The sequence below is a fragment of the Haloimpatiens lingqiaonensis genome (assembly GCF_901447495.1).
Classification (GTDB): Bacteria; Bacillota; Clostridia; order Clostridiales; family Clostridiaceae; genus Haloimpatiens; species Haloimpatiens lingqiaonensis.
Genome location: NZ_CABDWS010000033.1, coordinates 1 through 12,414 on the forward strand (window position 1 = coordinate 1; position 12,414 = coordinate 12,414).

Below are 12,414 nucleotides of genomic sequence, written 5' to 3' on the forward strand. Positions count from 1 at the left end.
AGATTAAATTTCATAATTATACAAACATACATTCTTATTGGACTGTATGCTTGTTAAGGTTACCCTTTTTTAAAGAAATCATTTCATTTTTCTTTTATTTTGTTCTTGACATATTACCAAATTGCTTTTCAAATCTTGTGTATAATCAATACACTTATTAATCTTATATTTCAGTTATTATGCAGTAAAAATAACGTCAAAAAAACCTTTCATCCCATATTGGGACGAAAGGCTATATTCGCGGTACCACCCAGTTTGCCTAAAAAGGCCACCTCTATAAAGTACGAAAGCAACTAATGCTTTTTATACTCTCCCATTATAAGGGTTGGGTTCCCTCTAAGTCTACTCTCCTTTAGATTTCGGTTAGAAACTCCGAGATGTTCTTCAATATAAGAGATTTATCGGTCTTACACCTTCACCGACTCGCTTTGAAACCTTTCTTATACCTACTCTTCTCTTCACAGTCTTATTGCTATAAGTTTACTTATAGTATATTCAAAAACATATAATTTATTTCTTACTATTTATATATTTACCTATTGATTTACAATTATACTTTTTTTACTTATAAAAGTCAATACACTCATAATAAAATTCTAGTTAATCTATAATATTATTATGTATTTTCGCTCCTTGTGATAAACAACAGAGTTTTTCGTACATTTTCTATAAAAAGATTAGTATGAAAATTCTCTGGAATTACTTGCATATGTAGCGAAGAAACTATTTAAATTTAATTTTAGAAATATTTCATAATTCCACCACATTGTATCTTTTTTGTGGTGGAATCATACTGTAAATCTCTAATTAATGACTATTTTACAATTTATGGTTTTACTGTTATAATGTTATTTGTATCATAAATACATATGGTAAATTGGATACAAATCCATAACATGGGGGGTACTATAAATGGACACACTTTCTAAAATAATTAAAGAACAAAGGAAATTTTTCAATTTAGGAATTACTAAAAATATAGACTTTAGAATAAGCGCTTTAGAAAATTTAAAAAACTCCATAGAAAATAATGAAGCACTTATATTAGACGCTTTAAAAAAAGATTTAAATAAAAATGAAATAGAATCATACATGACAGAAATAGGTATATCATTAGCAGAAATAAATTATATGATAAAAAATATAAAGAGATTTTCTAGGGCTAAAAGGGTACGAACTCCTCTTGCCTATGTGGGAAGTAGAAGTTATATTGTCTCTGAACCCTTGGGATTAACTCTAGTTATTTCCCCTTGGAATTATCCTTTTCAATTAGCTATAAATCCTCTTATAGGGAGCATAGCTGCGGGAAACTGTTGCATCATAAAGACTTCTAGCATGTCTCCCAATACTTCCAATGCCATAAAAAAAATAATAAGTGAAGCTTTTGAAGATAGACATGTTTATGTGGTAGAAAATTCAAAAGGCATGTCCTCTAGAGTTTTAGAAGAAAAATTTGACTATATTTTCTTTACTGGCTCACCTAATATAGGACGAGTTGTAATGGAGACTGCATCGAAAAATTTAACTCCTGTAACTCTTGAGCTAGGTGGTAAAAGTCCTTGTATAGTTCATAAAGATGCCGATATAAAAAATGCTGCTAAAGGCATATGCTTTGGTAAATTCTCTAATGCTGGACAAACCTGCGTATCACCAGACTATGTATTAGTACAAAAGGATATTAAGAATGTTCTAATAGAGGAAATTAAAAATACACTGGTCCAGTTTTATGGTCAAGATGCTAAAAGTAGTCCTAACTTTGGAAGAATAATAAATGATAAACATTTTACTAGGCTGAAAAATTTAATGGCTGGACAAGATGTAGTAATAGGTGGTTATACAGACGAAAAAGAAAGATTTATATCCCCTACGGTTTTGAATAACGTATCCTTAGATGCTCCTGTAATGGGTGAGGAAATCTTTGGTCCTATATTACCTATAATAGAATATGAAAATTTAAAAGATGCCATAAATATCATAAATGATAAACCTAAACCATTAGCACTATATATCTTCTCATCTTCTAAGGAAGTACAAAATGAGATTGTAAAGAAAACCTCCTCTGGTGGCGTATGCATAAACGATACTTTAATCCATATGACCACTAATTATCTACCTTTTGGAGGCGTTGGCGAAAGTGGAATGGGTAGTTATCACGGAAAGGCTTCTTTTGATACTTTCTCCCATAATAAGAGCGTTTTGAAAAGCAGCGTATCTATTGATACAAAAGTATATCCACCTTATAACATAACCTTGGATAAAATAAAGAAACTTTTGAAGTTTCTTTAGTAAAACTATTTCTAAAATCTAATGCCTAATAACCAAGTGCTAATGCCAAATCTTTAATATATTTCACTTAAAGATTTGGCATTAGTATAATCTACTATTAATTCTTAACTCAACTTTCACATATAAATTTTTAGCTCTACACTATATAAGGTAAGAAATTAGGTACTAGGTGCTAGGTACTAGGTACTAATTAATAGCTCAACTTTCGCATATAAGTTTTAAGTTATACACTATACAAGGTAAGAAATTAGGCATCAGATGCTAGGTACTAGGTACTGGGTAAAAAGTAAGGAGTATTACTTATCTGCAAATTTTATAACTGCGAAAGTTCAATTCTTAATATACTAATTCTATACTATAACTATAGTATCTCTATTTCAGTTCTCTCCACTATAGCATCCGTATTACCTTCTATAAAGCCTAAAACATTCTGAACCATACTATTAGCATGCCTAGTATCGTTACTTACACAAGCAATGCCTAAGACTATTGATTTATGGTAATCTTGATTTTCAATCTCCGCAATGGAAACATTATATTTATTGTGAACTTTTGCAATTAAACTCTTAACTATCATTCTCTTCTCCTTTAAGGAATGAACCCAATTAGCATATAAATATATTTTAGCTGTTCCTATAATCATAATTTTACGCTACTTAATTGTAGCAGTCCCTCCCTTCTACTATGCCTTGCATACCTGTTTAATTTTTGTTGTAATTTTAAATATTTTTTATACTTCTGATTAACCCAGAAAAAGGTACAATGCGATGGAATTATGAAATTTCTCCTCCATGCCTTTCATAAGAGCTAGAAACAATAAGTTTAATTTAAGAAATTTCATAATTCAATTAATGTAATGATTTTTGTGGAATAATCATACTTCTTAATATAAAATATTTTTCTTTTATTATAATTATAACCTTTTATTATTAAAATGCCCTAAAATTACTATACTTATTAAAAAAACACCTAAAGCATACCAATGAACACCGTTAGCAAGCCACCCGTCTACTTAACGGGTGGCTATTCACAATTTACTCTTTAAATTCTCTGAAAAACACCACTCCTCTTGTCAAATACTTTTTATACAAAAAAACATAAAACCCCTTGTGGGTTAAGGGATTTTATGTTAGGTAGTTTTATATTATTTTAGGGTAGTTTTATATGAATGTGGGATAAATTTGTTTGTTATCTTAAAAATATATATAAAAAACAGGGAGTAGTTATAATAGTATACCTATTGCTAACTACTCCCTGTCCTTTTATCTGAAAGTTTCCTCAAACATATTCTAGTTTAAGTTGCTTCGTTGATGTCCCACTTAAGGGATCTCTCCAGGGTTGTGTCGGATCATTGTATCAAACCTGAAAGCTTCAATATAAATCTATAGCATAATCTATATTTTTCTTCTACGGTTACCCTTCTAAAAGGATATCTCCAACGACCTTCATCCACCGATATTTAATTTTCTTTAACTTACAATTACATTTTAAATCCTATCTACCAAATAGTCAATAGATTTTTTCTATTTTCTTTATTATTTTTATCAATAGTTATTTCTTTAACTATTACCTCGTAAATATCCATTTTTATGGGATCATTTTTTTCTTGAATAATTAAATTCATTAGAGTATACTTAATAATGATTATTAATTCATAATATTTTAATCAAATTCATAATCTCTAGTGGAACGGGAGGACATTTTATGGAAAATAAAGAATGGGAGCAAATGGAGTTCGATAGAGTTTTTGATTCTGTATACCAAAATTTAAAGGATCATAGAAGACTGGTTCCTGAATATTCAATAAAAGATTTGGAGAATTTTTTAGAAACTTTATATATAAGCGATGGGAATGACTGGGATGGCAGAGGTTCTGTTTCTAGTATAAAAAGCAATGCTACCATTGCTGCTTGTGAAACCTTTCTTGCTGAATGGAGAGAGGCTGAAAAAAACAATTAACCTGTAATAATTAAGGAGTACCAACGGTACTCCTTAATCATTTATTTGGTATTTTACCATATGCTATATATTTTCAGTTGTTACATGGTAGCGCTTACATATTATATAAAAAAATATTAATCTTCTTTGCCTTGAATAAGAATTACTGATAGTACTATAAGTACCATACCTACTATTTGCCAAATTTCTAGCTGCTCTTTAAATATTAAGAACCCAAGTATAGTAGCTATAATAGGCTCTATACTACAAACTATACTTGCCTTACTAGATTCTACATATTGTAGTGCTTTTACAAATGCACCATTTGGTATAACTGTTGCAAAGAAACCTATTGCAATAATATAAAACCAAGCTGTAGGTGTCGTTGCATTATTAAATAATACCCATGGTGGTCTGAAAAACCATAAGAAAACAGCTGCAAATAAGAAAGAATAAACTAAATGAGTTTTATAGTGATATTTATTAGCTCCTATTTTACCCATTACGTTTTGAAGAGCAACTGTAAATCCTGACATAACTCCAAGTATAATTCCCAAAAAACTCACCTTAAACGCTTCCACATTGTAAGCCCTTACAACTAGTAAGCATCCAATTATAGATAATACTAAAGCCATTATCTTCTTTTTTGTAAGTTTTTCATTAAATAAAAATTTAGACATAATCATTACAAATATAGGATTAGTAAAAAGCAAAACCGATGCCGTAGCTATACTAGAATATTTAACTGCATAAGTAAAAGTTAAAAACATTCCATCTAAAGTTACTACTCCATATATTAAGAAGAATATTAAACTTTTGAAGTCAGTCTTAAGATATTTTGGCTCTTTTATTAAAGTGTATAATAAATAAAAGGCAGCAGCCACAGTAGGTCTTAGAGCTGAAACAGAAAATTCATCAAAGCCAAGAAGATCGAGTTTCTTTGTAAGCACTCCCATTAGTCCCCAGCATGTTCCACACAATGCTACTAATAGATAACCTTGAACGACTTTTTTAGAATCCTCCATGTATTCATCTCCTTATACAAATTCCACATTAGTTTAACATAAACCAACATTTTTTTCAATATAAATTACCTTTTGAATTTTCATTGGTTAAAATTTCTTTAATAGCCACTTGAATTTTTATTGAAACCATCTCATATATATATTCTAACTACAATAATTTTACGTGAACTTACTTCATCCACAAGGGTACGAAGTTTTAAGAGCTGAATTATAAAAAAGGGGTTATTGCATTAAAGATTTTACATACAATATATTGTCTTGAAAATTTCAATCTAGCACAATATATCATATTGTTTATTCTTAACACAATAACCCCTTTTTATTATTTTTCTTGTAATGACTTTGGTTTAGTTTTTATTCCTTTTATTCCAAGATTACCATAAATCTCACTAACTGTTCCTGCCGTAATAAATGCATTAATTTGTTCTTTTTTAATAAATTCCATTAAATAAGAAAATTCATTTCTGGTCATCAAGCTTTCAATTTCAAACTTGTCCTCATTTCCCAATCCACCTTTAATAGGATATAATGTCGCACCACGGTGCAAATCTTCTATAATAAATTTACGAATCAGCATATGCTCTTGGGAAATAATACAAACTCTTTTTCTAGAATTAAATCCTACCATGAAATGATCCAGCACTAATCCATTAATATAGGTCCCTAATAATCCTATGATTACTGTTCTCATATCATATACAAAAATAGCAGTACAACAAATAATCGCTCCTGAAATAGAGACTGATGTTCCTAGATCAATATGTAAATATTTATTTACTATTTTAGCCAAAATATCTAATCCACCAGTGGATGCATTACGTCTAAATAAAATTGTTTGTGAAAAACTTAAAATAAGTACAAAGCATAACAGGTCAAGCCACTGATCCTTCATCAATGATTCTTTCATTGGATATACTTTTTCCAATATGAAAAGCATTGGTGATAAAATTAATGCTGAGTATATGGTCTTAACACCAAATTCTTTTCCAATAAGAAAATAAGATAAAATTAATAAAAAAGTATTTATAATAAAAACTAATACTGGCAATGATATTGACGTAAGTAAATTAATTACAATAGATAAACCAGTAATTGATCCAACAATTAGTTTACTTGGAATCAAAAAAAAATGCACGGCTAATGCCCCTATAAACATACCTACCGTTAATATTGGTAAATCCTTAATAAAAGACTTCATGGTTTCACTCATTTTTTTCTCCCCTTAAAATTAAAATTAACCTAACATAAGCCCCTATAAAAATTTCCTATTTACAATGCCTAAACATAATCCCCCCTATCACTAGCATTCCCCTAATGCTTTCTTAAACTCCCACTTTTCACTTACAAATTTATATTTATTAAATCATTATTACAGTAAAAAAATACATTAAAATAGGAAATTAAAGCGTTTATTTAGTATATCTAATCTAACAAAAAAGGAAAAATTTCTTATTATTAATTTTACCACAAATGACTATGGTTTGTAATGTTGAATATTTACTTTGGTGGATTAAATATCCTGAACATTCTTTACCTTTTTTATAAAATTTTCCGCATTGTTTTTTTCTTCTATTTCTCTTTCTTTATTGTCTCCACCTCTTCCCAGTCTATCGCATAAAAAAAGTAGAGCTATTTCATCTATGTCTACTTCCTTAAGCATATTTTCTGGATCTGCAAAAGGTAAATCCTTTAATATAAATAGTGGCTGCATATGCCATCTAACTAACTTACAAACCTTATATGTAAAACGCTCCTCCTGATGAAATTTTTCTAAAAATTTTCTAGCCATCTCCTCACCTACATTATCGTGGTTATAAGATGTTATTTTTCCCTTTCTTGTTTTGGTAGTAGGTGCTTTGCCTAAATCATGAAGAAGTGCTGCCCACATAAATACCCTTTTGTCTTTGCTATCCTCTTTAATTTCTGCTGCTTTATCTAAAACCAGCATTGTATGATTCCACACACTTCCCTCTGGATGATACTTAGGAGATTGTGGTGTGTCTTTTAAGTTCTTCAACATATTAAAAGGCTCTTCATTAAATACCTGTTCATTAGAAATTTCTAAAATATATTCCGATGGTATTTTGTCTTCTAATAAATGTCTATCTATTTCTTTAAACATATCCATTGTTGTTTTTAAATTCATAAAAAACTCTCCATTCATACATATTTTATATATCCTATAAAATTCACTTATACTTAATAAATTATTGAACTTTCGCAGTTATACAATAAAAACATTTATTCATATAATGTAAATCTTCAAATTTATGTGCTAAAGCTCAAGAGATAAATTAATAATAATATTATAACCAGATAAACTAAGTATATTACCTTCATCCTCTACATTTAAAAAGATAGCTTGATTTGCTCATAATCAAGCTATCCTTTAATCTATCTTTAACCTTCATTCTTAATTTTTAATTCTTAATTTTTAATTCTTAATTCTTAATTCTTAATTATTAATTTTTAATTCTTAATTCTAAATTCTCTCCTGCTAACTCCTAAAATTACTATCAAATTAGTAATTAGCCCTATATAAATAGAACTTATGCTGTGAAGTCCTAATAAAATCCATATTATGCTGGCTAATGTTCCACATATTATGGAATAAAAACCTGCCCTCTTGTGTATTTTATCCTTAAAAAATATTGCAAATATAGTAGGTATAAATATAGGCACTGCTCTAAATATCATAGATAAAAATCCCCAGTTTAATATCATAGAGTCTTGATTATTAATAACTATAAAGAAAGTTGCTATTCCTATTACAATTATAGAAAGTCTCAATACCAAAAGCTCTTTTTTATCATCAGCTTTTTTATCAATCAATTGCTTATAAACATCCTTAACAAACATTGTAGATATACCCAGAGTAAGTCCTGCTCCTGTAGCCATAGATGATATAAGTACCGTAGCTATAGACACTCCTGCCAATGCTGGATTTAGATAATTTACTAAAAATAAAGGAAAGGCCTCACTTGGAACAATACCTGGAAAATGAATTCTCATATACATGCCTATCATGGTACATACTATTCCCACAGGGAAAACTAAAGAAGCTACTATAAAGGCACTTATTTTTGATACCTTTTCGCTTTTCCCAGACATTATAGCTTGAAAATAAGTTTGGGTAGATAATATGCCCACTACTGTTGAAAATCCAGAGGCTAAATCCTCAAATACCCCATCACTAAATAAATTAAACCAAGGATTTTTAGGAAAAAAACTTATAATTTCCTTATGAGCTCCAAATTTAAAAATAAGAATAATTCCGCATATAATGCTTGTGCCATACAATAATACAGTCTTTATTCCACCAACTAAAGTACTTCCCCAAAAACCGCCGAATACCACATATACCACTAAAAGCACCACCACCATAAGAGCTGTTATATTTACGTCTATTCCAAAAATAGCTGTAAATAAAGCTATACATGCTATAATTTGTCCATTTATATGTATAAACATGCCAATTGAAAGCAATATACTAGAAGAAGTCCTGGCTTTTTCACCATAGGTATTTCCTATTATCTGTGGTAGCGTCTCGGAATTCTTTTTATTAACAAGTCTAGAATATATAAGCCCTAAAATTATGCTAGCTACAGCTACTCCAGTTATAAACCATATAGCTGCTATGCCATGTTTATATGCCATCTGTGCTGTTCCAACTGTTGAAGCTCCACCTATTATAGCTCCCATAAGCATACTGGTGACACCAATAACCCCAAGTCCATCTCCTCCTCTTATAAAATCCTTAGAATTCTTCACCTTTGTCTTCCCTAAATATCCTGCCACTGCTGTTAAAATTAAAGTAATTAATGCACTAACTAAAATCAATTTAACATCCCCTTAAAAATTTTAATGCCCCATTTAATCTTATCACAAATAATATAATGTAAATCAAAAGATTTGATTATTTAGCATATTGAGACTTGACATATTTATATTATATAATTTAAATATATGACTAACCTACAATACATTGAAATTATAAAATTTCTCCTCCATGGCTTACATAAGAATTCAGAACAATAAATTTAATTTAAGAAACAGAGCTCTTAGCTTCAGATGGAGTTTTTACTTCATCTGAAGGTTAGAGATCGTTATCCAGGGACTTAGCTGCCGTTAACTTCCACTTTGTTAGAAGTGGGAGTGTTACGGCAGGTAGTCATCGGATAAATTTTATAATTTAGGTAATGTAATGCTCTTTTGTGGGATAATCAATATATAATATAAGAAAGAAGGGATTTCATGGGGAATGAATTTATTTGCGGCAAATCTATAAATGCTTGGATTAAAGAATATCCAATAATCAAGGACCTAGTGGATACAAAGGAAGTATTTTGGCTAAATAAAAAATACACCAACTTTGAAAAGGCAATGAATAAAATTTCTCTAGGTGAAGATGATGTAAAAGACGCTGAAGATAGACTTCTTAGATTTGCTCCTCTTATAGCAAAACTATTTCCTGAAACTGAGAAATTAAACGGAATCATAGAATCTCCACTTATAGAAATATCAAAAATGAGAAGTAAAATGGAAACCATTTTCAATACAACTATCCCCAATAAACTTCTATTAAAATGTGACAGTCACTTAGCCATAGCTGGCTCCATAAAAGCAAGAGGTGGCATATACGAAGTTTTAAAACATGCTGAGACAATAGCCATGGAAAATGATTTGTTGCACATAGAAGATGACTATTCAAAATTAAGTGAAAAAAAATATAGAGATTTCTTTAGTAAATACACTATACAAGTAGGCTCCACTGGGAACCTTGGTTTAAGTATAGGCATAACCAGTGCAAAAATAGGTTTCAATGTGATAGTTCACATGTCCAAAGACGCTAAACAGTGGAAAAAAGATTTGCTTAGAAGCAAAGGGGTTACTGTAATGGAGTATGAGTCTGATTATAGTAAAGCTGTAGAAGAAGGTAGAAAGCTTTCTAATAAAAATCCTAATAGCTACTTTATAGATGATGAAAATTCAAAAGATCTTTTCCTTGGCTACAGCGTTGCCGCGGGAAGACTAAAAAAACAATTAGAAAAAATGAATATAGTAGTAGATAGTGACCATCCTCTATTCGTATATCTACCTTGTGGAGTGGGTGGCGGTCCTGGTGGAGTAGCCTTTGGTTTAAAGCTAATTTTTAAAGACAATGTACACTGTTTCTTTGCAGAACCTACTCATTCTCCATGCATGTTAATGGGTATGTACACAGAAATGCACCAAAACGTATGCGTACAAGACTTCGGCATAGACAACATAACTGCCGCTGACGGATTAGCTGTTGGACGTCCTTCTGGTTTTGTAGGTAAAACTTTAGAAGAATTATTAAGCGGCATTTATACTATAGATGATGAAAAATTACACTCTCTTCTAAAAAATATTAGAACTGAGGAAAACATAAAATTAGAGCCTTCAGCCTGCGCAGGCTTAATAGGCCCTGTTAAATTAATGCAAAATATAAACTCACTAAAATCTCCTTTATACAAAGACATAACAACTAAATTACCAAATTCTATTCATATATGCTGGGCCACTGGCGGAAGCTTAGTTCCCGAAAACACTTTATAAGAATGTTGCGACGCAACATTCTTATAATTGACAATTGAGAATTGACAATGGACAATGAAGGATGACTTTCCTCCACTGCGTTACGGAAAATCTTTTATTGGCAGTAGCCAGCGAAAATATAGAAATATTAAATATCAAATATCAAATATCAATTAATGTTGAAATTCCTATGGAATTTCTTAAATTAGAATTTGTGGAGGAAGTAAGAATTAAGTAAGAGGTAAAAAATAAGAAGTAATAGTGAATGAAGATTTTCCTCCATTATGTTATGGAAAATCTCTAATTAAATAAATATAATAATAAAACAAGCCAATAGGTAAAAAACTCTTTGAGTTTTATCCTTAACTCTTACTTCTTAACTTTTACCTATTACTTATCTACAAACTAAGATTTATTAAGATTTATACAATCAACTGCCTTACGGCAAAATGAATCGAATTTTAATTACTATTTTATTTTAACAAATATCATATAACTTTTCGAAAGGCTCCGCCTAAAAAATATTATGAGCGCTTTTCTATTTATAAATTAAAGATTTTCCGTAACGCAGTGGAGGAAAATCCTCCTTTAGTAGGCCGTTCTCTACCCACGAAGTAAGTATTCTGTAACTGAAAAATCTGCTTTTAATGGAGTGATAAATGTGAAATTTTGGACTATTGAACTAGCCCTAGAACTTCTTTATTTGTCCATTTAAAGCACCGTTAAGAAGTTTTCATTGCCTGAGCGAGGCACGAGTGAGTTTGAAAACTTTAGGGGTTTTAAATGGACAAATATTAGAAGTTCTTGGCGTATTGTTCACAGTCCAAAATTTCACATTTATCACGGAATTAAAAGCAGATTTTTCCTAGGAACTTTCTTTTCCATTTATTCTTTCTTTTCTTCTTCATTTATAAAAATATCTTCATTCATACCTATAAATGACTTTAAAAGTTTCTTAAAAGTACCATCTTCATTTCTTTTGGCATAAAGATAGCCAGAAAAAGCTGCTATCAATCCTCCTATGCCATCCACTATCAAATCCCACATAGTATCTACTAACCCTGACTTCTGCATATTTAGCCCAAAAATATTGTCCATACTAAATTCGAATATCTCCCACAAAGCTCCTACACTTAACGCAAAGGTAAATGCAAATAATCCTATGAAAAATGGACTTAAATAAACTTGCACATTTTCATCTTTATTAAGAGTATAAATTAGTAAAAATCCCGTAAAACCTAATATAATTCCTGAAAAAGTATGAAGCATTAAGTCCCACCACCAAAATTTAATGTAATACTCCTTCATTTCTCCCAAGTATTGAGCAGCAAATATAAATAACAATATAACTATTTGAAAACTTGGGGGCAATTTAACTCTATTCTTTTCAGCTATAATAAAAGGTAAAAATGTAAGCCATAAAGTAAGTATCGCTGTAAAAAAATTCAAATAATTTTTAGTAGCAAAACTCATTACCATTGATAGTATTAAAAGTGCTCTTATAACATTAGCTAGTACAACCTCAAATCTTTTTCCTCTTTTAATTTTAAGTTTCATCTAAACCCCTCCCTACATTTAAATATACAATTAATGAATTATAAAACCC

General features: G+C 30.1%; 9 protein-coding genes, 1 riboswitch and 1 other annotated feature. Of the genes, 3 read left to right on the forward strand and 6 right to left on the reverse strand.

What is annotated here, in order from left to right; all coding sequences use genetic code 11:
* Positions 1-217: 217 nt before the first annotated feature.
* Positions 218-471 (reverse strand) — a binding site (T-box leader).
* A 441-nt stretch (positions 472-912) separates the two neighbouring features.
* Positions 913-2,286: an aldehyde dehydrogenase gene (locus tag FGK85_RS08070; RefSeq protein ID WP_138205457.1), complete on the forward strand. Its 1,374-nt coding sequence runs from the start codon at positions 913-915 to the stop codon at positions 2,284-2,286.
* Positions 2,287-2,647: 361 nt separating this feature from the next.
* Here FGK85_RS08070 and FGK85_RS08075 read toward each other — a convergent pair whose 3' ends face one another.
* The gene (locus tag FGK85_RS08075) at positions 2,648-2,929 is read right to left on the reverse strand and encodes a DUF503 domain-containing protein (protein WP_138205459.1); all 282 of its coding nucleotides are present in this window, start codon (positions 2,927-2,929) and stop codon (positions 2,648-2,650) included.
* 601 nt (positions 2,930-3,530) lie between these two features.
* Positions 3,531-3,632, reverse strand: a riboswitch (glycine riboswitch).
* A gap of 358 nt (positions 3,633-3,990) precedes the next feature.
* On the opposite strand from FGK85_RS08075, the gene FGK85_RS08080 reads away from it, so the two are divergent.
* Complete coding sequence (locus tag FGK85_RS08080; protein ID WP_138205461.1) at positions 3,991-4,245, forward strand: hypothetical protein; 255 nt, start codon at positions 3,991-3,993, stop codon at positions 4,243-4,245.
* Positions 4,246-4,361: 116 nt separating this feature from the next.
* Here the strand turns inward: FGK85_RS08080 and FGK85_RS08085 are convergent, their stop codons facing one another.
* The 4 genes from FGK85_RS08085 to FGK85_RS08100 all read right to left on the reverse strand — a co-directional run bounded on the left by FGK85_RS08085 (position 4,362) and on the right by FGK85_RS08100 (position 9,089).
* Complete coding sequence (locus tag FGK85_RS08085) at positions 4,362-5,249, reverse strand: DMT family transporter (RefSeq protein ID WP_138205463.1); 888 nt, start codon at positions 5,247-5,249, stop codon at positions 4,362-4,364.
* Between the two features lie 322 nt (positions 5,250-5,571).
* Positions 5,572-6,459, reverse strand: coding sequence for a YitT family protein (locus tag FGK85_RS08090; RefSeq protein WP_138205465.1), 888 nt, complete (start codon positions 6,457-6,459; stop codon positions 5,572-5,574).
* A gap of 300 nt (positions 6,460-6,759) precedes the next feature.
* On the reverse strand, positions 6,760-7,395 hold the full coding sequence (locus tag FGK85_RS08095; RefSeq protein ID WP_138205467.1) for an HD domain-containing protein: 636 nt from the start codon (positions 7,393-7,395) through the stop codon (positions 6,760-6,762).
* Positions 7,396-7,718: 323 nt separating this feature from the next.
* Complete coding sequence (locus FGK85_RS08100; RefSeq protein ID WP_138205469.1) at positions 7,719-9,089, reverse strand: sodium:solute symporter family protein; 1,371 nt, start codon at positions 9,087-9,089, stop codon at positions 7,719-7,721.
* Between the two features lie 414 nt (positions 9,090-9,503).
* On the opposite strand from FGK85_RS08100, the gene dsdA reads away from it, so the two are divergent.
* Positions 9,504-10,829 (forward strand): D-serine ammonia-lyase, encoded by a 1,326-nt coding sequence (gene dsdA / locus FGK85_RS08105; RefSeq protein WP_138205471.1) that lies wholly within the window; start codon positions 9,504-9,506, stop codon positions 10,827-10,829.
* Positions 10,830-11,693: 864 nt separating this feature from the next.
* Here dsdA and FGK85_RS08110 read toward each other — a convergent pair.
* Positions 11,694-12,365, reverse strand: coding sequence for a DUF2238 domain-containing protein (locus FGK85_RS08110; RefSeq protein ID WP_138205473.1), 672 nt, complete (start codon positions 12,363-12,365; stop codon positions 11,694-11,696).
* Positions 12,366-12,414: the final 49 nt, after the last annotated feature.

Excerpts from the sequence above, each read along its gene's own strand:
- FGK85_RS08070 (WP_138205457.1), top strand. The coding sequence starts at position 913 with ATGGACACACTTTCTAAAATAATTAAAGAACAAAGGAAATTTTTCAAT.
- FGK85_RS08075 (WP_138205459.1), bottom strand. The coding sequence starts at position 2,929 with ATGATTATAGGAACAGCTAAAATATATTTATATGCTAATTGGGTTCAT.
- FGK85_RS08080 (WP_138205461.1), top strand. The coding sequence starts at position 3,991 with ATGGAAAATAAAGAATGGGAGCAAATGGAGTTCGATAGAGTTTTTGAT.
- FGK85_RS08085 (WP_138205463.1), bottom strand. The coding sequence starts at position 5,249 with ATGGAGGATTCTAAAAAAGTCGTTCAAGGTTATCTATTAGTAGCATTG.
- FGK85_RS08090 (WP_138205465.1), bottom strand. The coding sequence starts at position 6,459 with ATGAGTGAAACCATGAAGTCTTTTATTAAGGATTTACCAATATTAACG.
- FGK85_RS08095 (WP_138205467.1), bottom strand. The coding sequence starts at position 7,395 with ATGAATTTAAAAACAACAATGGATATGTTTAAAGAAATAGATAGACAT.
- dsdA (WP_138205471.1), top strand. The coding sequence starts at position 9,504 with ATGGGGAATGAATTTATTTGCGGCAAATCTATAAATGCTTGGATTAAA.
- FGK85_RS08110 (WP_138205473.1), bottom strand. The coding sequence starts at position 12,365 with ATGAAACTTAAAATTAAAAGAGGAAAAAGATTTGAGGTTGTACTAGCT.